Source organism: Thiobacillus sp., from assembly GCF_018780105.1.
In the GTDB taxonomy this organism is placed as follows: domain Bacteria; phylum Pseudomonadota; class Gammaproteobacteria; order Burkholderiales; family Thiobacillaceae; genus Thiobacillus.
Window position 1 is genome coordinate 89,783 of the sequence record NZ_JADMKC010000007.1, and the last position, 22,137, is coordinate 111,919.

22 protein-coding genes are annotated in these 22,137 nt (G+C 63.0%); 17 read left to right on the forward strand and 5 right to left on the reverse strand.

Annotation, left to right across the window (positions count from 1 at the left end; all coding sequences use genetic code 11):
• Positions 1 to 7 precede the first annotated feature (7 nt).
• Entirely contained in the window at positions 8 to 1,522 is a 1,515-nt protein-coding gene (locus tag IV098_RS06995) for a leucyl aminopeptidase (RefSeq protein ID WP_296887439.1), read from the reverse strand.
• 123 nt (positions 1,523 to 1,645) lie between these two features.
• On the opposite strand from IV098_RS06995, the gene lptF reads away from it, so the two are divergent.
• The 3 genes from lptF to IV098_RS07010 are packed head-to-tail and all read left to right on the forward strand — an operon-like array spanning position 1,646 to position 4,586.
• Positions 1,646 to 2,725 (forward strand): LPS export ABC transporter permease LptF, encoded by a 1,080-nt coding sequence (gene lptF, locus IV098_RS07000; RefSeq protein ID WP_296887441.1) that lies wholly within the window; start codon positions 1,646 to 1,648, stop codon positions 2,723 to 2,725.
• The gene (gene lptG, locus IV098_RS07005) at positions 2,722 to 3,795 is read left to right on the forward strand and encodes an LPS export ABC transporter permease LptG (protein ID WP_296887443.1); all 1,074 of its coding nucleotides are present in this window, start codon (positions 2,722 to 2,724) and stop codon (positions 3,793 to 3,795) included. The genes lptF and lptG overlap by 4 nt, the downstream gene beginning before the upstream one ends.
• Positions 3,795 to 4,586: a ferritin-like domain-containing protein gene (locus IV098_RS07010; RefSeq protein ID WP_296887445.1), complete on the forward strand. Its 792-nt coding sequence runs from the start codon at positions 3,795 to 3,797 to the stop codon at positions 4,584 to 4,586. The genes lptG and IV098_RS07010 overlap by 1 nt, the downstream gene beginning before the upstream one ends.
• A 1-nt stretch (position 4,587) precedes the next feature.
• Here the strand turns inward: IV098_RS07010 and IV098_RS07015 are convergent, their stop codons facing one another.
• Together IV098_RS07015 and IV098_RS07020 are read right to left on the reverse strand one after the other, a co-directional pair.
• Positions 4,588 to 5,058, reverse strand: a complete 471-nt coding sequence (locus tag IV098_RS07015) for a hypothetical protein (RefSeq protein ID WP_296887447.1) — start codon at positions 5,056 to 5,058, stop codon at positions 4,588 to 4,590.
• Entirely contained in the window at positions 5,055 to 6,170 is a 1,116-nt protein-coding gene (locus IV098_RS07020; protein ID WP_296887453.1) for a cupin domain-containing protein, read from the reverse strand. Before IV098_RS07020 ends, IV098_RS07015 begins: the two co-directional genes overlap by 4 nt.
• Before the next feature lie 140 nt (positions 6,171 to 6,310).
• Here IV098_RS07020 and IV098_RS07025 point away from each other — a divergent pair, with 140 nt between their 5' ends.
• The 13 genes from IV098_RS07025 to IV098_RS07085 all read left to right on the forward strand — a co-directional run bounded on the left by IV098_RS07025 (position 6,311) and on the right by IV098_RS07085 (position 20,342).
• On the forward strand, positions 6,311 to 6,793 hold the full coding sequence (locus IV098_RS07025) for a peptidylprolyl isomerase (protein ID WP_296887459.1): 483 nt from the start codon (positions 6,311 to 6,313) through the stop codon (positions 6,791 to 6,793).
• 108 nt (positions 6,794 to 6,901) lie between these two features.
• The gene (locus IV098_RS07030) at positions 6,902 to 7,870 is read left to right on the forward strand and encodes an acetyl-CoA carboxylase carboxyltransferase subunit alpha (RefSeq protein WP_296887461.1); all 969 of its coding nucleotides are present in this window, start codon (positions 6,902 to 6,904) and stop codon (positions 7,868 to 7,870) included.
• Positions 7,839 to 9,200, forward strand: a complete 1,362-nt coding sequence (tilS, locus tag IV098_RS07035; RefSeq protein ID WP_296887463.1) for a tRNA lysidine(34) synthetase TilS — start codon at positions 7,839 to 7,841, stop codon at positions 9,198 to 9,200. Before IV098_RS07030 ends, tilS begins: the two co-directional genes overlap by 32 nt.
• Before the next feature lie 106 nt (positions 9,201 to 9,306).
• On the forward strand, positions 9,307 to 9,732 hold the full coding sequence (gene ndk / locus IV098_RS07040) for a nucleoside-diphosphate kinase (protein WP_296887466.1): 426 nt from the start codon (positions 9,307 to 9,309) through the stop codon (positions 9,730 to 9,732).
• A 12-nt stretch (positions 9,733 to 9,744) separates the two neighbouring features.
• The gene (rlmN, locus tag IV098_RS07045) at positions 9,745 to 10,863 is read left to right on the forward strand and encodes a 23S rRNA (adenine(2503)-C(2))-methyltransferase RlmN (RefSeq protein ID WP_296887470.1); all 1,119 of its coding nucleotides are present in this window, start codon (positions 9,745 to 9,747) and stop codon (positions 10,861 to 10,863) included.
• On the forward strand, positions 10,860 to 11,642 hold the full coding sequence (pilW, locus tag IV098_RS07050) for a type IV pilus biogenesis/stability protein PilW (RefSeq protein WP_296887473.1): 783 nt from the start codon (positions 10,860 to 10,862) through the stop codon (positions 11,640 to 11,642). The genes rlmN and pilW overlap by 4 nt, the downstream gene beginning before the upstream one ends.
• Positions 11,639 to 12,490 (forward strand): RodZ domain-containing protein, encoded by an 852-nt coding sequence (locus tag IV098_RS07055; RefSeq protein WP_296887475.1) that lies wholly within the window; start codon positions 11,639 to 11,641, stop codon positions 12,488 to 12,490. The genes pilW and IV098_RS07055 overlap by 4 nt, the downstream gene beginning before the upstream one ends.
• Positions 12,491 to 12,503: 13 nt before the next feature.
• Positions 12,504 to 13,724, forward strand: a complete 1,221-nt coding sequence (gene ispG / locus IV098_RS07060) for a flavodoxin-dependent (E)-4-hydroxy-3-methylbut-2-enyl-diphosphate synthase (protein WP_296887476.1) — start codon at positions 12,504 to 12,506, stop codon at positions 13,722 to 13,724.
• 61 nt (positions 13,725 to 13,785) lie between these two features.
• Positions 13,786 to 15,042, forward strand: a complete 1,257-nt coding sequence (hisS, locus tag IV098_RS07065; protein ID WP_296887479.1) for a histidine--tRNA ligase — start codon at positions 13,786 to 13,788, stop codon at positions 15,040 to 15,042.
• 38 nt (positions 15,043 to 15,080) lie between these two features.
• The gene (locus IV098_RS07070; protein WP_296887481.1) at positions 15,081 to 15,722 is read left to right on the forward strand and encodes a tetratricopeptide repeat protein; all 642 of its coding nucleotides are present in this window, start codon (positions 15,081 to 15,083) and stop codon (positions 15,720 to 15,722) included.
• Positions 15,719 to 16,858 carry an outer membrane protein assembly factor BamB gene (gene bamB, locus IV098_RS07075; protein ID WP_296887482.1) on the forward strand — a complete coding sequence of 380 codons (1,140 nt, stop codon included), beginning with the start codon at positions 15,719 to 15,721 and terminating at the stop codon, positions 16,856 to 16,858. Before IV098_RS07070 ends, bamB begins: the two co-directional genes overlap by 4 nt.
• A gap of 54 nt (positions 16,859 to 16,912) precedes the next feature.
• Positions 16,913 to 18,322 (forward strand): ribosome biogenesis GTPase Der, encoded by a 1,410-nt coding sequence (der, locus tag IV098_RS07080; protein ID WP_296887484.1) that lies wholly within the window; start codon positions 16,913 to 16,915, stop codon positions 18,320 to 18,322.
• Positions 18,323 to 18,329: 7 nt separating this feature from the next.
• Positions 18,330 to 20,342, forward strand: coding sequence for an EAL domain-containing protein (locus IV098_RS07085; RefSeq protein WP_296887487.1), 2,013 nt, complete (start codon positions 18,330 to 18,332; stop codon positions 20,340 to 20,342).
• Here the strand turns inward: IV098_RS07085 and IV098_RS07090 are convergent.
• A complete protein-coding gene (locus tag IV098_RS07090; protein ID WP_296887489.1) occupies positions 20,308 to 20,559 on the reverse strand; it encodes a hypothetical protein in 252 nt (83 codons plus the stop codon). The genes IV098_RS07085 and IV098_RS07090 overlap by 35 nt on opposite strands.
• A 12-nt stretch (positions 20,560 to 20,571) precedes the next feature.
• Positions 20,572 to 20,856, reverse strand: coding sequence for a hypothetical protein (locus IV098_RS07095; protein ID WP_296887491.1), 285 nt, complete (start codon positions 20,854 to 20,856; stop codon positions 20,572 to 20,574).
• A 171-nt stretch (positions 20,857 to 21,027) separates the two neighbouring features.
• Between IV098_RS07095 and IV098_RS07100 the strand changes: the two genes are divergently transcribed.
• Entirely contained in the window at positions 21,028 to 22,116 is a 1,089-nt protein-coding gene (locus IV098_RS07100; protein WP_296887493.1) for a galactose-1-phosphate uridylyltransferase, read from the forward strand.
• The last annotated feature ends 21 nt before the right edge of the window (positions 22,117 to 22,137 follow it).

The window sequence follows — 22,137 nt, forward strand, 5'->3', positions numbered from 1 at the left end:
TCTAAAATCAGGGCCGCGCTGCGCGGTTGATCAGCCAATGCACCAGCAGGGAGACCGGGCGACCGGTCGAGCCCTTGTCGCGGCCGCCCTTGTAGGCGGTGCCGGCGATATCGAGATGCGCCCAGTGGTATTTCTTGGCGAAGCGCCACAGGAAGCAGGCTGCGGTAATCGAGCCGCCGGGACGGCCGCCGATGTTGGCCATGTCGGCGAGGCTGCTTTTCAGCTGCTCCTGATAGTCGTCCCACAGCGGCATGCGCCAGACGCGATCCCAGGCGTGATCGGCGGCATGTTCGATTTCGCGCGCGAGCGGGTCGTGGTTGCTGTACAGCGCGCTCGGATGCGCGCCGAGTGCTATCACGCAGGCGCCGGTCAGCGTTGCCAGGTCGATGACGGCATCGGGCTCGAAGCGTTCGGCGTAGGTCAGCGCATCACACAGAATCAGGCGGCCTTCAGCGTCGGTGTTGAGAATCTCGATGGTCTGGCCGGACATCGAAGTGACGATGTCGCCCGGCTTATTGGCCTTGGCATCGGGCATGTTTTCGCACGCCGGGATCAGGCCGACGACATTGAGTTTGAGGCCGAGTTCGCCGATGGCGCGGAACGCACCGATGACGGCGCCGCCGCCGCTCATGTCGTAATTCATTTCGTCCATTTCGGCCGGCGGTTTGAGCGAAATGCCGCCCGCGTCGAAAGTGACAGCCTTGCCTACCAGCACCACCGGCTTGGCGTTTTTGGCACCGCCTTCGTGCTTGAGGACGATAAAGCGCGGCGGCTTGTCGCTGCCTTTGCCCACCGACAGGAAGGAACCCATGCCGAGTTTTTCGCAGGCTGCGTAGTCGAGGATTTCGCAGCCGAAGCCGTGGGCTTTGGCAAGTTTCTTCGCTTCGCCTGCCAGATATTCGGGGGTGCAGATATTGGACGGCGTATTGCCCAGATCCTTGGCCTGGTTGATGCCGTGGGCAATCGCCAGTCCGCGGGCCAGACCGGCATCGCCTTGCTTCAGTTCGCCGCGTCGCGACACCGAGAAAATCACGCGCTTGAGCGGGCGGCGGACTTCGTTCGGCTTGCTTTTATGGTGGTCGAAGCGGTACAGCGTGTCGTGCGTGCTGATGACGGCCTGTTCGATGTTCCACGCGGTATCGCGTTTTTTGACCGGGATTTCGGAGAGCGTGATCGCCGCTTCCATCGAGCCGGTGTCACGCAGGGTCTTGATTGCACTGGAAATAGCATCGCGATAGGCCTTTTCGTGGAAATCGCGCTCCTTGCCCAGGCCCACCAGCAGGACGCGTTCGGCCAATACCTTGGGTACTTTGTGCAGCAGCAGGGTGCTACCGGCCTTGCCATCCATGTCGCCGCCCCGCAGGATTTCGGACAGGTAACCATCGCTGGCGCGGTCGATGTCGGCAGCCGGTTCCGACAGCTTGCGGTTGTCGAACACGCCGACGACAACGCAGGCGCTGCGCTGCTTTTCGGGCGCACCGCTTTTTATGCTAAATTCAAGTTCGATTTCCTTGTTGTCCATGTCTGTGCTCAATAAATTGCAGGTTGTCGGTCGGGCGTCGGTACATTCCGCGTCGATTATTGGCGCAGGCGCGGCGGAATGTCAAAACCCCGTTCGTGTGCCGAACCCTTCCCGGATCTTTTAATGCTTTATCGCCGTGCGCTGACGCGTGAGCTGGCTCTAACCACGGGTGCCGTGCTCACGGTGCTGATGGCGATTGCTCTGGTGATTCTGTTTATCCGCCTGCTGGGCGACGTGGCACGCGGTGAGCTGGCCAATGAGGCGGTGTTCACCTTTCTCGGCTTTTCGTTGCTGTATTTCCTGCCGGTTTTGATGACGATCGCGCTGTTTGCCGGCGTGCTGCTGCCGCTGTCGCGCATGTGGCGCGACAGCGAGATGGTGGTCTGGTTCAGCGCCGGGCTGTCGCTTACCCAATGGCTGCGCCCGGTGCTGGCTTTTGCCGTGCCGTTTACGCTGGTCATCCTGCTGCTGACGCTGGTGTTGAATCCCTGGGTGCAGACCAAGAAAGACGAGTATCGACAGGATTTGCGCAGCCGTAGTGAAAGCAGCCTGATCGCGCCCGGGCTGTTCGCCGAATCCGATGCGGGACAGCGCGTGTATTACGTCGAGTCGCTCAATCCTCTGACCGGCATCGTGCGCAATGTATTCATGCAGTCGCGCATCGATGGCCAGCTCGGGCTGGTGGTGGCGCGCGAGGGGTATCACACCGAGCTGTTCGACGGCTCCCGCTATCTGGTGTTCAAGAACGGGCGGCGCTACGAAGGCATACCGGGCCAACTCGATTACCGCATCGTGCAGTTTGAACGCTACTGGATGAGGCTTGACCGGGCGGATGTCGAGGCTTCCGAACCCGGCATCCGGCAGAAACCGCTCAACGCGTTGATCGACGATGCATCGCCGCCTGCCCGCGCCGAGTTGCTGTGGCGTTTGGGGGTGCCTGTTTCCGCGCTGGTGCTCGCGGTCATGGCAATCCCGATCAGCTTCGTCAACATGCGCTCGCGCCGTTCCTACGGCCTGTTGATCGCACTCCTGCTCTATTTTGTGTACAACAATCTGCTGTCGCTTTCGCAAGCCTGGGTGGCGCAGGACAAGCTCAACCCCTGGGTGGGGATGTTCGCGACGCACATATTGATGCTGTTTGCCGTGCTTGCGCTGTTCTACATGCGCACGCGCGCCCATCGGCCGCGCGGGGTGCGGCCATGAAGCTGCTGGCACGCTACCTGACGAGCCAGGTGTTGGCGACTTCCGGACTGGTGCTGCTGGGCTTGCTCCTGCTGTTCACGTTTTTTGACGTGGTCGACGAGATCGGCAGCGTGGGCCGCAACAGTTACGGCCTGGGTAAGGCCGTGGTCGTGGTGTTGCTGAAAGTCCCAGGGCATTTGTACGAGATCATGCCGGTGGCGGCTCTGATCGGCACCTTGCTGGCCTTGTCGCGGCTGGTCGGCAACTCGGAATTCGCCGTGATGCGGGTGTCGGGTTTGTCGACCTGGCGGGTGGCGGGCTATTTCGGCGTGATCGGCGTGATGCTGGCGCTGCTGTCGCTGCTGCTGGGCGAGTACATTGCACCCTGGTCGGAGCAGGCTGCGCAGCGCTACAAGCTGTTGGCGACACATTCGGTGGTGGCGCAGCAGTTTCGCTCGGGCTTGTGGGTCAAGGATGGTTCGCGCTTCATCAATGTGCGCGAGGTCATGCCGGACAGCACGCTGCGCGGTGTCGATATTTATGGCTTTGAGCCCGACGGCCGCCTCGGCTGGACGCGTTCCGCCGAACAGGCGAACTGGCGCGGCAATCAGACCTGGAGCCTGCAGCAGGTGGTGGAGACGCGCTTCAGCGCCGACGGCATCACGGCCAGCCGGCGCGCCAGCCAGGACTGGCAGTCGGTACTGACGCCCGATATCCTCAGCGTGTTGCTGATTGCGCCGGAGAAAATGTCGGCGCGCACGCTCTGGCGTTACGTGGCGCATCTGAAGGAAAACGGCCAGAAGGCGACGCGCTACGAACTCGCCCTGTGGACGAAGTTCATCAGCCCGTTTGTCATCCCGATCATGATGCTGATCGTGATGCCGTTTGCCATCCAGGGACCGCGTTCGGGCGGCACCAGCAGCAAGATTTTCATGGGCATTCTGGCCGGCCTCGGCTTTCACCTGCTGAGTCGCCTGTTCGGTCATCTCGGCCTGTTGAACGACTGGCCGGCCGTGGCCGTGGCCACCCTGCCGTTGCTGATCTTCCTGACGATCGCCCTGCTCGGCATACGCTGGGTGGATCGGCGCTGATGCCTCTGCCCCGGCGCCTGGCTGAATGCTTGCGTGCGCGCCAGCCGACAGACAAGGTGGCGTGTGTGCATGCCTTGCAGGCCGACTGGCTGGCCGGCCATGTGGCCGTTGACTGTGACGCCGTGCGTACCCCGATCGACCGCCCCGGGCAGCCCGATCAGCCTGCGCTGATTCCGCCCCAGCAGGTGCCGCGCCGCCGCGCCGACAGCCTGGCCGGCCGGGCGGCCCTGATTCATGCGCTGGCGCATATCGAATTCAACGCGATCAACCTGGCGCTCGACGCCGCGCATCGCTTCGCCGGCATGCCGCCCGCGTATTACGCCGACTGGCTGCAGGTGGCCGACGAAGAAGCCTTGCATTTCGATTTGCTGAATGCGCACCTGGCCACGCTTGACCATACCTATGGCGACTTTCCTGCACACAACGGTTTGTGGGAGATGGCGCTGAGAACCGCAGATGACCCACTGGTGCGCATGGCGCTGGTGCCGCGCGTGCTGGAAGCGCGTGGGCTCGACGCCACGCCGCTGATCGTCGGCAAGCTGAAGGCTGCGCAGGACCTGCGCATGGTGGAGATTCTGGGGGTGATCGAGCGCGACGAGATAGGCCATGTCGCGATCGGCAGTCACTGGTTCGAGCAGCTGTGCCGTGCGCGCGGGCTGGAACCGGCGGCGACGTTCCGCCAGTTGCTGGTCGAGTACGATGCGCCGCCACTGAAGCCGCCGTTCAATCTCGAAGCGCGCCGTCAGGCCGGTTTCAGTCAGCCCGAACTCGACTGGCTGAGCCGGCTGTAACTTACAGGCCCAGAGTTGTGGCCGAGACGTGGGTTTGCGCGCGCTGCCACATCGCCTCGAAGCTCTGGTGCAGGTTGACGGTGCGGCTGGGATCGTCCAGAGAGAGCACGCCGCGCAAGGCGGCTTTGTCCGCGCGGATCAGCGCGCTGTGATGGTCGGCCATGGCAAACGCCTGATCGGGACGCGGCATATCCGGGTCGGCCTGACGAATTTCGAGGACGTGGCTGAAGTCGCGCAGCAATTGCATCAGGCGCGGGCAATCGCGGCTGAGGTGATGAATGTTGTCGAGCAAGAGCTCGATGCGATGCCCGCTGCCGGCCACGCACAGGGCGCGCAAGGCGGCATGGCGCGGCAGGTGGTCGAGGTCGAGCAGGCTCAGGTCGGAGTCATACACGCGCAGCTGGCGATGGGTGCGCGCCAGCAGCGCATCGAAGGCTGCGTGCAATTCAGAAGGGGTTGCGAACTCAGTCATGATGGGGCGATCTCCAGCCAGCCGGCTTCGTACCATTCGTAAAAACGCTCGCGCAGCGTGGCTGGAACGGCGGCAAGCTGGTGGTGGTCAGCGAGTTGTTGCAGGGCGGCGGTCTCATCCGCCGTGCTGTCGAAGGCTTCGCCGTTGATGAAAAAGCGGCTGCCGATGAACAGCAGACGGGACTTGGGATTCAGCGTGACACCCGTTTTTCCGGTGCGCTTGTTGAAGGCCGCGAAACTGACGGGGGCCTCGGGCGGGTCGAAAAACACATTCGGCTTGGGTTCGGACAAGTAGCACCCGGTGAACTCCGCAATATCGCGCTTGCTCCAGTGGATGCGGGCGATCATGGCTTCGATCTGGCGCAGCATGGCGCGGCCGATTTCTCCGGGATGGGCTTGCAGGCGCAGGTCGGGGTCGGCGTAGCGGCCCTCCAGTGTCACGCTGTCCTGCAGGTGCATCAGGAAGCCCTGCGCCAGTTCGTGGGTCGTGGGGGCGCGGAAGCCGATCGAATAGGTCATGCAGGCATCTTCGGCGACGCCGTAATGCGCCACATGCGGCGGCAGGTAAAGCATGTCGCCGGGGCCAAGCAGCCATTCCTCCTCGGGCTCGAAATGGCGCAGGATCCTGAGCGGTACATCGTCCAGTATCGTCAGGTCGGTCTGGGTGCTGATCTGCCAGCGGCGGTGTCCCTGGCCTTGCAGCAAAAACACGTCATACGAATCGAAGTGCGGGCCGACGCTGCCGCCGGGCACGGCATAACTCACCATCAGATCGTCCAGCCGGGCGTGCGGGATGAAATTGAAGCGGGCCAGCAGGGCATCCGCTTCAGGCAGCACATGATTGAGCGATTGCACCAGCAGCGTCCATTCGCGCTTGGGCAGCCGTTTGAAATCGCTTTTCCTGAAGGGGCCGTGGTCGAATTGCCAGTGGCGGCCAGCCCCCTGGACCAGTCGCGATTCGACGTCTTCGCGCGTTGCCAGCTGCTGCATGGCGTCGGGGGTCAGCAGGCCGGAAAAGCCCGGCACGGCATTGCGGATCAACAGCGGGCGTTTGTGCCAGTAGTCGCGCAGGAAACGGGTGGGGCTCAAGCCGCCGAGCAGGGTTTGGGTCATACCGCCGATTATAACGATGCCGTCGGGGGCGGCCTGTTAGAATGCTGCCGGAAATTACGTGGCAGCCTCCGTATTCGGGAACTCGCCTCATCTAGGTCGCAACCCGGAATACCCTCATTTTCATTGCCAAAGGAACTCAAGTGAATATCGTCAAAAACACCGTTGTAACCCTCACCTACATCGTCAAGGATGCAGACGGCAACCTGCTCGAGGAGAGCAATGAGCCCGTCAGCTACCTGCACGGCGACTACGACAATATTTTCCCGCTGGTCGAGCGGGCGCTCGACGGCAAGACCACGGGCGAAAAAGTGGAAATGAAGTTGCAGCCAGCCGACGCTTTCGGCGAGTTTGACGAAAATCTGGTGCGCATGGAGCCGCGCGAAAGTTTTCCGGCCGACATCGAAGTCGGCATGCAGTTCGTCGGTTCACCCGACGGCGGCGGCGAGGAAATGCTCTACACCGTGACCGATATCGCCGAAGACAAAGTGGTGGTCGATGGCAATCACCCGTACGCCGGGCAGGCGGTGCATTTCCAGTGCGTGGTGTCCGACGTGCGTGAAGCGACGGCGGATGAAATTACGCATCGCCATGCACACGGCGAGCACGGCCACCACCATCATTGATTCGTATGGGATAAATGCGGCCGGGCTGTCTCCCCGGACACTTCATGAAGTGTCCGGGTTAAAATGCTCGGCTACCTGTTCTCTGTGACGGTTTGCTCCAGACTTTCAATGAAAACTACCTTTCTCGACTTTGAACAGCCCATTGCCGAACTTGAGTCCAAGATCGAAGAGCTGCGCTTTGTGCAGGACGACTCCGCCCTGGACATTTCGGAAGAAATCCGCCGCCTGCAGAAAAAAAGCCAGACGCTGACCAAGGACGTCTACGCCAAGCTCAACGCCTGGCAGGTGTCTCAGGTGGCGCGGCACCCGCAGCGGCCCTATACGCTGGATTATGTGGCGGGTCTGTTTACCGACTTTTCCGAATTGCATGGCGACCGCGCATTTGCCGACGACGCGGCGATTGTCGGCGGCATGGCGCGCTTCAACGGCGAGCCGGTAATGGTGATCGGCCACCAGAAGGGCCGCGACACCAAGGAAAAGATCTACCGCAATTTCGGCATGCCGCGCCCCGAGGGGTATCGCAAGGCGCTGCGGCTGATGCGGCTGGCGGAAAAATTCGGCATGCCGGTTTTCACCTTCATCGATACGCCGGGCGCCTATCCTGGCATCGGCGCGGAGGAGCGCGGCCAGTCCGAAGCCATCGCCCGCAATCTTTACGTGATGGCCGAGCTGCGTACGCCGGTGATCTGCTCCATCGTCGGCGAAGGTGGCTCGGGCGGCGCGCTGGCGATCGGCGTCGGCGACCGTACGCTGATCCTGCAATATTCGACCTATTCGGTCATCTCGCCCGAAGGCTGCGCGTCCATTCTGTGGAAAAGCGCCGACAAGGCGTCGGTGGCCGCTGAAACGCTGGCGATCACGGCCGACAAGCTGAAAGCCAATGGCCTGGTCGATCGCATCGTCGAAGAACCCGTGGGCGGTGCACAACGCGACTGGGATGCGTTGTTCCAGACGATGCGCCGCGCGCTGACCGATACCCTGGGCGAGTTGCGCAAACAGCCGCTGGATGCGCTGCTGGACGCGCGTTACAAACGCTTGCGTGCGTATGGCAGCTTCAAGGAAGCGCCTGCCAAATAGCCCTGTCCCTGCCGCCGTGGCGGCCGGACTGGCGCGCCACGTTGCGCCACACGCCCGGCTGACGCTGGCTTTATCGGGCGGGGTGGACTCGGTCGTTCTGCTGCACGCGCTGCTGGCGTTGCGTGCCCATCATCCGTTTCATCTCAATGCGGTTCACGTTCACCATGGCCTGTCGGCGCACGCCGACGCCTGGGCGGATTTTTGTACTGATTTGTGTTCGGCGCATGCGCTTGAACTGACGGTTCATCGGGTGCGGATTGCGCGTGACGATGCGGCGGGCATCGAAGCGGCGGCGCGCCGTGAACGCCAGGCAATTTTTGCTGCGCTTGACACCGACTTCCTGCTGACCGCGCACCACCTCAACGATCAGGCGGAAACCCTGCTGCTGCAGTTGCTGCGCGGTGCCGGGCCGAAAGGCTTGGCGGGGATGGCGGCGATGCAGGCGCGGCGCGGCTGGCGGGCGACGCACTGGCGGCCGCTGCTGGGCATGACGCGCGCAGACTTGCTCGACTATGCGCGCGTGCATCAACTGGCGTGGGTGGAAGACGAAAGCAATCAGGATCTGCGCTACCGCCGCAATGCCTTGCGCCAGTCCGTCCTGCCCTTGTTGAACGCTCATTTCCCCGGTGCGGACGCAACCCTTGCACGGGCGGCCGGCCTGCAGGCCGAGGCGTCCGGATTGCTCGATGATCTGGCGCGGCTGGATGCCGCGACGGCGATTGCAGGCGAGCGGCTGGATTGCGCGTGTCTCGATGCGCTGTCGGGGCCGCGCGCGCGCAACCTGTTGCGCTACTTCATCGAGCAACGCGGCCACCCTCAGCCCAATATGCGGCAACTCAACGAGGCCCTGCAGCAGTTGCGCGACGCCCGTCAGGACGCCCGCGTATGCGTCGGTCTGGGGCACGACGCGCTGTGGCGCTATCGCGGCGGCGCCTATCTGGTGCCGGCGGCGCCTGCCTACGCTGCGCCGGTGCGTTGGCAGGGCGAGGCGGTTCTGCAGGTTCCCGCAGCCGGCGTGGCCGTCAGTCTTGAGACGGTTGAAGGCGCCGGCTTGAAGTGTGCCCTGCTGGATGCGGGGGAGGTGACGCTGGGCGTGCGTCAGGGTGGCGAGCGCCTGCGCCTGCATCCGGGCGGCCCGCACCGCAGCCTGAAAAACCTGCTGCAGGAGCACTCCATCCCGCCCTGGCAGCGCGGTCATTTGCCGCTGCTATGGTGCAACGGCCAGCTATTGTGGGCGGCGCACATCGGGCTGGATGCCGATGCGCTTGCCGCGCCCGGCGAAGCCGGGGTGCAACCGCGGGTTGTCGGGCGGGGTGAATGCGTCATATAGCCGTTTTGTCGACGATAGATGGGGTCGGCAAGAGGGCCTCGTGCTATGCTAGCGGGCTGATTTACATGGTTTTTTGAACGTTTTACCTAACTTTCTGGAGCAACACATGGCTGTCCAACGCACTTTTTCCATTATCAAACCCGATGCCGTCGCCAAGAACGTGATCGGCAAGATCGTCAGCCGCTTTGAGAGCAATGGCCTCAAGGTGGTGGCATCGAAGATGAAACACCTGTCGCGTCAGGAAGCCGAAGGTTTCTACGGCGTGCATCGCGAGCGTCCTTTCTTCAAGGATCTGGTCGACTTCATGATCTCGGGCCCGGTGGTGTTGCAAGTGCTGGAAGGCGAAGACGCGATTGCCAAGAACCGCGAACTGATGGGCGCAACCGACCCGAAAAAGGCCGAACCCGGCACCATTCGCGCTGATTTCGCTGAGAGCATCGACGCCAATGCCGTGCATGGCTCCGACGCGCCGGAAACCGCTGCGCAGGAAATCGCCTACTTCTTCCCCGCGAGCGAAGTGTATAGCCGCTGATCGGTTGACTGGATGCCGCAAAACCTGCTCGATTTCGATCTCGAAGGACTGACAGCCTGGTTCACTGAACTCGGCGAGAAGCCCTTTCGTGCCAAACAGGTGTTCCACTGGATACACCAGTCCGGCGTGGCCGATTTCGCGCAGATGACGGATATCGCCAAAAGCCTGCGCGAAAAGCTGCAGCTGCATGCCGTAGTGCAGGCGCCTGCAATCAGCTATGCGCATACCTCAAACGATGGCACGCGCAAGTGGCTGTTCGATGTCGGCGTTGCCAACGGTATCGAGACGGTTTTCATCCCGGAAGACGACCGCGGCACGCTATGCGTGTCGTCGCAGGTAGGGTGTGCGCTGGAATGCACGTTTTGCTCGACTGGGCGGCAGGGCTTCAACCGCAACCTCAGCGTGGCGGAAATCATCGGCCAGTTGTGGGTCGCCAACCGCAGCCTGCGTGGTGAAGTCAATCGCACCGCGTCCAATCACGGCGCAGGCGAAATCGCCGAGCGACCAGTCAGCAATGTGGTGATGATGGGCATGGGCGAGCCGCTGGCGAATTTCGAGAATGTGGTGACGGCGCTCGGCGTCATGCTCGATGACCATGCTTATGGTCTGTCGCGGCGGCGCGTGACGGTGTCGACCTCGGGTATCGTGCCGGCGATGGACCGGCTGGCTGAGCGCTGTCCGGTGGCGCTGGCCGTGTCGCTGCATGCCCCGAACGATGCGCTGCGCGACCAGATTGTGCCGATCAACAGGAAGTATCCGTTGCGCGAGCTGATGGCGGCATGTCGGCGCTATCTGGTGCATGCGCCGCGCGATTTCATTACCTTCGAGTACGTCATGCTGGCCGGGGTGAACGACCAGCCCGAGCACGCACGCCAGTTGATCGAACTGACGCGCGATGTGCCGTGCAAATTCAATCTCATCCCATTCAATCCGTTTCCCGATTCGGGTTATGAAAAACCGCGTCACGACACGCTGCGCGCGTTCCGTGAAATATTGCAGGACGCGGGCTATGTCGTCACCACGCGCAAGACGCGAGGCGACGACATCGACGCGGCGTGCGGCCAGCTTGCAGGCAAGGTGGCCGACAAGAGCGGACGCGTGATGAAACGTATGAATCAGGAGGCAGCGTGAAAAAATGGATGGTGTTGGCCGCGGCCTTGCTTGTTGCCGGTTGTACGACAAGCAAGAAAGCACCTGAACAAAAAACCAGCGGATTTGCCCAGATCAGCAGCGCCAGCGCGGCGACCCAGCGCGCGCGTACCTTCACTGAACTGGCGGCAGCCTATTACGATCGCGCCCAGTACAAAATCGCGCTCGATGAACTGCGCAAGGCGATTGCTGCGGAAAGTGATTATGGCCCCGCTTATAACGTCTATGGCCTGGTTTACATGGCGCTGGGTGAGGACAAGCTGGCCGATGACAATTTTCGTCGCGCCATCGATCTGAACCGGCTGGATTCCAATGCGCGCACCAACTATGGCTGGTTTCTGTGTACGCGCGGCCAGTACGAGGCCGGGCAGGCCCAGTTCACCGAGGCGCTGAACAATCCGCTGTACGCCCAGCCTGAACGCGCCCTGATCAATGCGGGCCTGTGCGCCGAAAAGAAAGGCGACATGTCGCAGGCAGAGCAGTACATGCTGAAAGCGCTGAAACTGCAGCCCGACAACCCCGCGACCCTTCTGAGCCTGGCGGACCTGAATTTCCGTCAGGGGCGCCTGATGGATGCGCGTCGCTTGCTGGACCGGCATGACGAACTGGCGCAGCCGTCGGCGGCCAGTCTGTGGCTGGGGGTGCGTCTGGAACGCAAACTGGGCGACCGCGCACAGGAAGCGGCGTATGGATTGCAATTGCGCAAACGCTTTCCCGATTCAAACGAAGCGCAATTGTTGCAGGCTGGGAAGTACGAATGAGCGAACAGGTTCAGGCATCGGTTGGCCAGATATTGCGCGAAGCGCGCGAGGCGCAGGGGCTTGCCCTGGAAAATGCGGCGATTCGTCTGCATTTGATGCAGCGCCAGATCGAAGCGATGGAGGCGGATGATTTTTCCAGCCTCGGACAGCCCGTGTTTGCGCGCGGCTTCGTGCGCAACTATACGCGCCTGCTGGGCCTGGCGCCAGAAGGCTTGCTGGCGCGGATGGAAGGCGCACCGGCCGAACCCGCAACGGTGAGTCCTTTGCCGACGCCATCGTCCCGATCATGGCTGACTTCGCCCTGGCTGCTCCTGCTGTTGCTGGGGGCGCTGTTGCTGGGGGCGATCCCCGTTGCCTTGTACTGGTGGCTCAACAGCGATGTGGAAGAGTCTCCTGCGCCTGCACCTGTGCAACATTCACGCTCTGCCCCCGCTCCTGTTCCGGTACCCGCAGCTGCGCCTGCAGTTGTGCCCGCGCCGGCGATGGAAGTGCCGCTTGCCGCACCGCCCGTTGTCTTGCCGGAGGCCGCGCCGGCCGAGCCTGCTGTGGTTCCGCCTGCTGTGCCGGCCGATGCCGGGGCGCCCGCGGCGTCGGTGCCGGGGGTGGCAAAAGGGGCGTTGCATCTGGAGTTCGGCGCAGACTCCTGGACCGAGATCAAGGATGCCAGCGGCAACATGCTCTTGCGCAAACTCAATACGGCGGGGAGCAGCGTGGATGTTTCAGGCACGCCCCCGTTCAACCTGGTGATCGGCAACGCGGCGCAGGCGAAGCTCACCTATAACGGCCGCCCCATCGATCTGAAGCCATTTGTCGATGTGACGGTTGCCCGTTTCACCCTCGAAGAATAGCCACGCTGGAAGAATGATGTCTCAGATAGTGCGTCGCAATTCCCGCCAGGTGCGGGTCGGAAACGTGTTGGTCGGCGGCGATGCGCCTGTAGTGGTGCAGTCGATGACCAACACCGATACCGTCGACATCACGGCCACCGTGCAGCAGGTGCAGGCGCTTGCCGAAGCCGGCTCGGAGCTGGTGCGCATCACCGTCAATACGCTGGAGGCGGCGGCGGCGGTGCCGCGCATCCGCGATCGTCTGGACGCGCTGGGTTGCCGGGTGCCGCTGATCGGCGACTTTCATTTCAATGGCCACAAGCTGCTGACGCAGGTGCCCGAGTGCGCCGAGGCACTGGCCAAGTTGCGCATCAATCCCGGCAATCTCGGGCGTGGCAACAAGCGCGACGAGCAGTTCGCGACCCTGATCGAAGTGGCCTGCCGCTACGACAAGCCGGTGCGCATCGGCGTGAACTGGGGCAGCCTCGACCAGGCGCTGGCGGTGCGCATGATGGACGACAACGCACGTCTGCCGCAGCCGGAAGATGCCGAAGTGGTGATGCGCCGCGCGATGGTCGCTTCGGCGCTGGAGTCGGCGCGCAAGGCGGAGGAGCTCGGCCTCGGCGGCGACAAGATCATCCTCTCGTGCAAGATGAGCCGGGTACAGGACCTGATCTCGGTGTATCAGGATCTTGCCGCTGCGTGCGACTATCCCCTGCATCTGGGGTTGACCGAAGCGGGGATGGGCAGCAAGGGTATCGTGGCATCGACCGCGGCCTTGTCCGTGCTGCTGCAGCAGGGCATCGGCGACACCATCCGGATTTCCCTGACCCCCGAGCCGGGCGGCGAGCGCACCAAGGAAGTACAGGTCGGCCAGGAAATCCTGCAGGCGCTGGGCTTGCGTGCGTTTACGCCGCAAGTCACGGCGTGTCCGGGTTGCGGCCGCACCACCTCGACCGTGTTCCAGGAACTGGCGCAGGACATCGAAACCTATCTGCGTACCCAGATGCCCGTGTGGCGCGGCCAGTACGCCGGCGTCGAGTCGATGCAGGTGGCGGTGATGGGCTGCGTGGTCAATGGTCCCGGCGAATCCAAGCACGCCAACATCGGCATCTCGCTGCCGGGTACCGGCGAAGTGCCGGTCGCGCCGGTGTACGTTGATGGAGAGAAAACCGTCACCCTAAAGGGCGACAGGATCGCGCATGAATTTCAGGCCATAGTCGAAGACTATGTGCGGCAGCGGTACGGAAATTGAACAAACCCATGTCCGCGAACCGCCATCAGGCTGTTCGCGGATCAACAAAGACGATTCAAACATGAGCAACAACATTCAATCCGTGCGTGGCATGAACGACTGCCTGCCCGAGATGAGCGATACCTGGCAGGCATTCGAGTCCATCGTGCGAGACTGGCTGCGGCGCTACGGCTACCGCGAGATGCGTACGCCGATTCTGGAGCAGACGCATTTGTTCAAGCGCGCCATCGGCGAAGTGACCGATATCGTCGAGAAGGAAATGTATACCTTCGTCGACGAACTCAACGGCGAGTCGCTGACCCTGCGTCCGGAAGGCACGGCGTCGGCGGTGCGCGCGGTAATCCAGCACAATCTGCTGTACGACGGCGGTAAACGGCTGTGGTATGCCGGCCCGATGTTCCGTCACGAGCGGCCGCAAAAGGGCCGCTACCGGCAGTTTCATCAGGTGGGGGTCGAGGCGCTGGGATTTGCCGGGCCGGATACCGACGCCGAACTGATCGTGATGTGCGCCGATCTGTGGAAGCGTTTGGGGATCGCCCCCAGCCTGCAGATCAATACCCTGGGCGACCCCGAATCGCGGCAGCGTCACCGTGCCAAACTGATCGCGTATTTCGAGGCGCATCAGGATGCGCTCGACGAGGATGCCAAACGCCGGCTGCACAGCAATCCGCTGCGTATTCTCGACAGCAAGAATCCTGCGATGCAGGCGCTGAACGACGCCGCGCCCCGGCTGATGGATGAAATCGACGCAGACGCGCTGGCGCATTTCGATGCCCTGCAGGCCATCCTGCGCGACAACGGCATTGCGTTCGAGATCAATCCGCGTCTGGTGCGCGGTCTCGATTACTACAACCGCACCGTGTTCGAGTGGGTGACCGACCAGCTCGGCGCGCAGGGGACGGTGTGTGCGGGCGGCCGCTACGACGGCCTGATCGAGCAGCTGGGCGGCAAGCCCGCACCTGCAGCAGGATTTGCCATGGGGATCGAGCGCTTGCTGGCGCTGATGGAAACCGGCAGCGTCGCGCTGGCGACGCCGGTGCCCGACGCGTACATCGTTCACGCCGGCGATGCGGCGCAGCGTTATGCTTGGCAAGTGGCCGCCGCGCTGCGCGGTGCGGGGCTGGATACCGTGCTGCATTGCGGTGGCGGCAGTTTCAAGTCGCAAATGAAAAAGGCCGACGCCAGTCGCGCGCGCTACGCGCTGATCATCGGCGACGACGAGGCCGCCGCGCAGCAGGTCACCCTTAAGCCTTTGCGTGATGGCGCAGAGCAAATCCGGGCTGAACTGGCGCGCGCAATCGACTATCTGAAGCGCTGAATTTCCGAATCAAGCAACACATTTAAAGGTAAAGCACGATGGCAACTTACGATCTGGACGAGCAGGAACAGCTCGACTCCCTGAAAGCCTGGTGGAAACGCTGGGGCAGTGTGACCCTGCTCGCGCTGGCGATCGTCGTCGCGGCAGCAGCAGGCTGGCGCTACTGGCAGAACCGCACCCTGACGCAAAGCCTGGAAGCCGGCAGCGTCTACCAGAACCTGACCCAGTCGCTGGCGGCCAACGATGCCAAGGCAGCACGTGCGGCGGGCGCCATGCTGATCGACAAGTACCAGGACACCGCCTATGCCCCGCGCGCGGCGCTGCTGCTGGCCAAGCTGAACGTGATGGGCAAGGATCTGAAGAGCGCACAGACCCAGCTGGAATGGGCTGCGAGCAACAGCAAGGAACCGTTCGTCAAGGATCTGGCGCGGCTGCGGCTGGCCGGCGTGCAACTAGACCAGAAGCAGTACGATGCCGCCCTGAAAACCCTGGGTGCAACGCATAGCGATGCCTATGCGTTCCGCTTTCTCGACCTGAAAGGCGATGTCCTGCTGGCGCAGGGCAAACCGGCCGACGCGCGTGCCGCCTACCAGGCTGCGTTCGGCAAGATGGCCGAAGACAGCGCGTACCGCAGCATCGTCGAGCTGAAGCTTGACGCACTGGGGGGCGCTTCCAAGTGAAAAAGCCACTGCTCGTTGCCAGTCTGATACTGGCTGTTTCGGGGTGCAGCACGGTCAGCGACTGGGTCGGCATGGGGCCCGACAAGCCCAAGCCCGCAGCGCTGGTTGAATTCACCGCGACGGCTGCGCTGAGCCAAGCCTGGAAAGCCGAGAGCGGCGAGTCGCAGGGCTATCTGTTCAGCCCGCAGGCCGATGGCGACGCGGTCTATGCGGCGGGAGGCGATCAGGTGGTGAGCATTGGCCTGTCGAGCGGACGCACCCACTGGAAAGTCGAATCCGAAGCGAAACTGTCGGCCGGAACCGGCGTGGGACAGGGGCTGGTGCTGGCGGGCGGCAGCAAAGGCGAACTGCTCGCGCTCGATCAGCAGACGGGCCAGCAACGCTGGAAAGTCGCGCTGTCGAGCGAAGTGATCGGACAAATGCGGGTGCAGTCGGATACGGTCATCGTCCGCACCGGCGATGGCCGGGTGCAGGGACTGGCCATCGCCGACGGCAGCCGCAAATGGTTGTACAGTCGCAATCTGCCGGTGTTGAGCCTGCGTGGATCAGGTGGCATGGTGGTGCGCGACGACGTGCTCTACGCGGGTTTTCCCGGCGGCAAGCTGGTGGCCTTGAACGCTACCAACGGCGCGCAGTTGTGGGAGGCCACGGTGGCCTTACCACGCGGCGCGACGGAACTGGAGCGGGTGGCCGATGTGATGGGTAATCCGGTCGTCGATATGCGCCAGGTCTGCGCCGTGGCCTATCAGGGGCGCGTCGCCTGTTTCGACCGTACCAGCGGTGCGCCGCTGTGGGCGCGCGAAACCTCCAGCAACAGCGGCCTGGCGATGGACGAGCGCAATGTGTATGTCAGCGACGACAAGGACACCGTGACCGCCTACGATAAATCCAGCGGCCGCGCTGGCTGGAAGCAGGACAAACTGGCGCGCCGCCAGATCACGGCGCCGCTGGCGCTGGGGGCGTGGGTGGTGGTGGCCGACAGCGAAGGCTACGTGCATGTGCTGTCGGCGGACGACGGCAGTTTCGTGGCGCGCGCCCAGGCGGGCGGCGCCGTGCGCACCGCGCCGGTCGATATCGGGCCGGGTTTCGCGGTGCAGACGGGCAAGGGCGACGTGGTTGCCTTCAAGCTCAATTAATTACTTCATACAGACCGGCATGCAGATCGAATCTGCCTGCCAGCAAGGATAAGCATGCTTCCCACCCTGGTACTTGTCGGACGCCCTAACGTCGGCAAGTCCACGCTATTCAACCGCCTCACCGGGACCCGCGACGCGCTGGTGCACGACATGCCCGGAATGACGCGCGATCGCCACTACGGCCGCGGCCGCATCGGCGACAAGCCGTATCTGGTGGTCGACACCGGCGGCCTCGAGCCGGTGGCCAAGGAAGGCATCATGGCCGAAATGGCCCGCCAGACATTGCAGGCCATTGACGAAGCCGACGCCGTCATTTTCATGGTCGATGCGCGCAGCGGCATGACCGCGCAGGACAAGGTGATCGCCGACCGTCTGCGCCGTGCATCGTGCCCCGTATGGCTCGCGGTCAACAAGGCAGAAGGCATGAACTCTGCCGTGATCACGGCAGAGTTTCACGAACTGGCCCTGGGTGATCCGCTGGCGATTTCAGGGGCGCATGGCGATGGCATTGCCGATCTGGTGAATCTGGCGTTGGCGCCGTTTCCGGTCGACGAAGAAAAATCCGACGACTTCGGCATCCCCAAAATCGCCTTGGTGGGGCGCCCCAACGTTGGCAAGTCGACGCTGGTCAATGCGCTGGTCGGCGAAGAGCGCGTGATTGCATTCGACCAGCCGGGCACGACGCGCGATTCGATTTATGTCGATTTCGAACGCGACGGCAAACCCTACACCCTCATCGACACCGCCGGCGTGCGGCGCAAGGGCAAGGTATTTGAAACGGTAGAGAAGTTTTCGGTCATCAAGACCCTGCAGGCGATCGAGGATGCCAACGTCGTGGTGCTGGTGCTCGATGCGCGGGAAAATATTTCCGAGCAGGACGCGCATCTGGCGGGCTTCATTCTGGAGGCCGGACGTGCGCTGGTGGTGGCGATCAACAAATGGGACGGTCTGTCGCCCGAGCAGCGCGACGACATCAAGCGCGATATCGGGCGCAAACTGGCTTTCCTCGACTTCGCGCGTTTCAACTACATTTCCGCGCTGAAAGCCAAAGGGCTGGAAAATCTGCTGAAGGATGTTGAAGCGGCGCATGCCGCCGCCTTCATCAAGCTCTCCACGCCCAAGCTCACGCGCGTGCTGGAAATGGCGGTGGAGCAGCATGCCCCGCCCAAATCCGGGCTGTTCCGCCCGAAACCGCGCTACGCGCACCAGGGCGGCAAAAACCCGCCCGTGATCATCCTGCACGGCAATGCGCTGGAAGGCCTGCGCGACGATTACAAGCGCTATCTGGAAAGCAGCTTCCGCAAGGCGTTCAAGCTGCAGGGCACACCGCTGCGCATCCAGGTCAAGGAAGATACGGGCAAGAACCCGTATGAAGGCAAGGCACGCGCGCCGCTCACCGAAAGCGAGGCGACGCGGATGCGGCGCAAGAAACGGGTGCGCCGCAAGGTCTACGGTTCGGACTGAGTCGTTCGTGCGCCATCTGTTTGCCAAATACGCACCAGCGCTGCTGGTGCTGGCCGGCGTGCTGCTGGGGATCCTGTTTACCCTGCAGACCTTGAGCGCGGCCGATGCGCGCATGCGCGAACAACGGCTGACCGAAGTCCGTTTGATGGAACGCACGTTCGACTGGACCGCGGTACAGGCGCTGCGTGGCGAGCCGGGCGATGCGACACGGCCCGAATATGTCCGCATCAAACAACAGCTCGAAACCTTGCGCAGCGTGAGCCCGCAGTACCGCTTCGTCTATCTGATGGTCCTGCGCGGCAAGGACGATGTCCGTTTCCTGGCGGACTCCGAGCCTCCGGGCTCGCCCGATTTTTCGCCTTCCGGCATGGCGTATGGCGAGGCGACCCCGCAGCTGGTCGGCCTGTTTTCCGGGGGGCAGGCGCTCACCGAGGGGCCGGTCGAGGATCGCTGGGGTGTGTGGGTCAGCGCGCTGGTGCCGCATGTCGACCCGCAAAGCGGGCGGGTGCTGGCGGTACTGGGGCTCGATGTCGATGCCCGTCAATGGCAGCGTGCGTTATGGCAGGCGGCCTTGCTGCCGTTTGGCGCGACCTTGGCATTCGTGCTGGTGTCCGGTCTGATGCTGCGCCAGCGCACCCGTACCCGCAAGGAGCTTGCGCGGCTCAAGTCGTCCGAAGATCAGCTGTACGAACAGGCGCATCACGACAGCCTCACCGGTCTGCCCAATCAACGCCTGCTGGCCGATCGCATGCACCAAGTGCTGTCGCACGCGCACCGGATGGAAAGCCGGGCGGCGATCCTGTTTCTCGATCTTGATCGCTTCAAGAACGTCAATGACTCGCTCGGCCATGCCATGGGCGACGCTTTGCTGTGCGAGGTGGCCAGGCGCTTGAGTGCGCTGGTACGCGAGGACGACACCGTGGCACGGCTGGGGGGCGACGAGTTCGTGATTCTGCTGCCCGAGTATCTGCATGACGATGATGCGCGCCACGTGGCCGAGAAAATCATTGCCGAACTGGCCAAACCGATCACGGTGGGTGGCCAGAGCGTGTCGGTGGGCGTGAGCATCGGGATCGCGCAGTATCCCGACGATGCGCTCGATTCGGCAGGCTGGCTGGCCTGCGCCGACCGCGCCATGTACGCGGCCAAGGACAGCGGCCGCAACACCTACCAGTTCGCCGACCCGTTGCAGAATGCGCGCGCGCGGGAACGGCTTTCGATCGAAACCGGCCTGCGCCAGGGGCTCGCGCACGGCGAGTTCGTGCTGTATTACCAGCCGGTGTTTTCGCTGGCGCATGGCGGCCTCACCGGGGTCGAGGCGCTGGTGCGCTGGCATCATCCGGAGTGGGGGCGGGTGGAGCCGGCGCGCTTCATTCCGGTGGCCGAGGATTCCGGCCTGATCGTGCCGCTGGGGGACTGGATTCTCGCCGAGGCCTGCAGCGCTGCGCAGCGATGGAACCGTCAAGGTACGCTGGCGGTACCGGTCATGGTGAACGTGTCGGCCCTGCAGTTGCGTCGCCCGGGCTTCGATGGCCGGGTGGCCGAGGTGTTGCAGGAGACCGGCTTGCCGGCAAATCTACTGGAACTCGAGTTGACCGAGACGACCATCATGCAGGAAACCCTGGTGGGCTCGGCCATGCTGGGTCGCCTGTCGGAAGAAGGCGTGCGTCTGGCCATTGATGATTTCGGCACCGGCTATTCCAGTCTCGCCTACCTGCGGCAACTCGACGCCACCCGCTTGAAAGTCGACCGCAGTTTCGTCGCGGACATGGTCGAGGATGCCGAAGCGCGTGTCATCGTGATCAGCATGATGGGGCTGGCGCGGGCGCTGGGGTTGAAAGTGACCGCTGAAGGCGTTGAAACTGGCGCGCAGCTCGAATTGCTGCGGACCTTGGGATGCGATGACGTGCAGGGGTTCTACTGTGCGCGGCCGATGCCGGAAGCGGACTTTCTGGCGCGCCTGCCGGACTGGATCAACGGCGGCTTCAGTCCAGCCAGCGCACCAGATAAAACAGCTTGAAGCCTTCGGACGAACGCGACGGGCCGCTGGCAAGTGCGGCATGGCGGCTTTTTTCCGGATCGGCGTGCGCCAGCGCGTCGGCTTCGCTGGCATAGACCTCGACAACGCCTTCGGGGAAGCGATTGCGCTTTTTGCCGGAAGGCGAATAAATCACCACCGCCGAGGTGCCGACGACTTTCGATTCGACATCGGTGAACAGGCTGGTGGCTTGCGGCATCTCGGGCGGGTTTCAGTGCGACTTTTTGGGAATGCTGCTGATCTTGACGGCATGGGTGTTCGGCGTGTCGTCGGTGAAGTGCGGGCGCTCGTCCAGGGTGCGGCCGGTCAGTTGCGACAGTTCGGTTTCCCGGACGGAAATCACCATCAGGCAATCCTTGATACCGAGTACGGTGGCTTCGGACAGCGGGCTGGGGTTGCCGTTGCGCGGCGCGGTGTCGCGCACGATGGAAGTCAGCGTCTTGCGCATCATGCGCATCAGGCGCTGTTCGTCGTGCAGGGCTTTTTCATTGTCCATGGGGAGGGCTCCAGAGTGTCGGCAAAGTCCTGACATTGTCGGTGCCGGCCCGTGCCACGTCAACGCAAGGCCCTGATTGCAGGGGGGATAAAGTGTCCGAGTGGGGGCATAAGCAGAATGAACTGCCGTCGTCATAAGGCTGTTTTATGCTTGCGGAAGGAGGAAGTGCCCATGTCCGAAATCCAAGCCGACACCCAAGATGTCCGCGAAATCCGCATCAACCCGATTGTGCCGAGCGAATCGGTTCTGGTGGCCACCGCGCGCAGCATGCGCCCGAAAAAGGCCGAGGAACTGGCGCCGCGCGATACGCGCAAGCACGTCGAAACCTGTCCGTTCTGCCGCGGCAACGAACACAAAACCCCGCCGCAGATCATGGCCTGGCCGGGGGCGGGCGACTGGGATATCCGCATCGTGGAAAATCTCTATCCGGTACTGGGCGACGACCGCGCCCAGGCCGGCTTCAATTTCGGCTTGCAGCAGACCATTGATGGCTACGGGCGCCATGAAGTCATCATCGATCACCACGAACACGGCATCGCGGTGCATGAAATGTCCGAATCGCATCTGGCCGGCCTGTTTGGCGTCTATCAGACGCGGATGCGGCAGCTGTTCGAATCGGATGAGCGCCTGAAATACGTGCTGATTTTCAAGAATTTCGGGCCTGCGGCCGGGGCCTCGATCCCGCACACGCATAGTCAGGTGATCGCCATGCCGGTGGTGCCGGTCAACGTCGATGCCGAGGTGAAAAACAGCGCCGCGCACTACGACAAACACCATCACTGCATTTTCTGCGCGTTGATCGACGAGGCGCTGACTTTCGAAGCGACGATTTACGATCGCGCGTCCGGCGCCGTGCGACGCAAGATCAACGTCGGTCAGTATGTGGTCGAGCGCGGCGAAAAATTCATCGCGATCAAACCGTTTGCCAGCCGCTATGAGTGGGAGGTGCATATTATGCCGCTCGCCCACCAGGCCGACTTCCTGGACCTGCGTGCAGAGGATCTACCCGATCTGGCCCGGGTGCTGAAACGCACCATGGCGCGGCTGGATGCCGTCATCGGCGGGGCGCAATACAATTTCTTTCTACACACGGTGCCGCATGACGGGCAGCAGGGCGCACACGCGCACAGTTATCACTGGCACCTGGAAATCTGCCCGCGCACCTCGATTCCAACCGGCTTCGAGCTGGGCTCGGGCCTGTTCGTCAACACCATCAATCCGGAACAGGCCGCCGAACGTTTGCGCGCAATCGCTTTGTAGCAATCGGGTAGGGCTAGAATG

Coding starts and splice junctions, on each gene's coding strand:
- IV098_RS07100 (WP_296887493.1), top strand. CDS start 21,028: ATGTCCGAAATCCAAGCCGACACCCAAGATGTCCGCGAAATCCGCATC.
- lptF (WP_296887441.1), top strand. CDS start 1,646: ATGCTTTATCGCCGTGCGCTGACGCGTGAGCTGGCTCTAACCACGGGT.
- IV098_RS07030 (WP_296887461.1), top strand. CDS start 6,902: ATGAAAACTACCTTTCTCGACTTTGAACAGCCCATTGCCGAACTTGAG.
- IV098_RS07070 (WP_296887481.1), top strand. CDS start 15,081: ATGGCAACTTACGATCTGGACGAGCAGGAACAGCTCGACTCCCTGAAA.
- IV098_RS07010 (WP_296887445.1), top strand. CDS start 3,795: ATGCCTCTGCCCCGGCGCCTGGCTGAATGCTTGCGTGCGCGCCAGCCG.
- hisS (WP_296887479.1), top strand. CDS start 13,786: ATGAGCAACAACATTCAATCCGTGCGTGGCATGAACGACTGCCTGCCC.
- tilS (WP_296887463.1), top strand. CDS start 7,839: ATGGCAGCTTCAAGGAAGCGCCTGCCAAATAGCCCTGTCCCTGCCGCC.
- lptG (WP_296887443.1), top strand. CDS start 2,722: ATGAAGCTGCTGGCACGCTACCTGACGAGCCAGGTGTTGGCGACTTCC.
- rlmN (WP_296887470.1), top strand. CDS start 9,745: ATGCCGCAAAACCTGCTCGATTTCGATCTCGAAGGACTGACAGCCTGG.
- IV098_RS07020 (WP_296887453.1), bottom strand. CDS start 6,170: ATGACCCAAACCCTGCTCGGCGGCTTGAGCCCCACCCGTTTCCTGCGC.
- IV098_RS07015 (WP_296887447.1), bottom strand. CDS start 5,058: ATGACTGAGTTCGCAACCCCTTCTGAATTGCACGCAGCCTTCGATGCG.
- ndk (WP_296887466.1), top strand. CDS start 9,307: ATGGCTGTCCAACGCACTTTTTCCATTATCAAACCCGATGCCGTCGCC.
- IV098_RS07055 (WP_296887475.1), top strand. CDS start 11,639: ATGAGCGAACAGGTTCAGGCATCGGTTGGCCAGATATTGCGCGAAGCG.
- ispG (WP_296887476.1), top strand. CDS start 12,504: ATGATGTCTCAGATAGTGCGTCGCAATTCCCGCCAGGTGCGGGTCGGA.
- IV098_RS07095 (WP_296887491.1), bottom strand. CDS start 20,856: ATGGACAATGAAAAAGCCCTGCACGACGAACAGCGCCTGATGCGCATG.
- IV098_RS06995 (WP_296887439.1), bottom strand. CDS start 1,522: ATGGACAACAAGGAAATCGAACTTGAATTTAGCATAAAAAGCGGTGCG.
- IV098_RS07090 (WP_296887489.1), bottom strand. CDS start 20,559: ATGCCGCAAGCCACCAGCCTGTTCACCGATGTCGAATCGAAAGTCGTC.
- der (WP_296887484.1), top strand. CDS start 16,913: ATGCTTCCCACCCTGGTACTTGTCGGACGCCCTAACGTCGGCAAGTCC.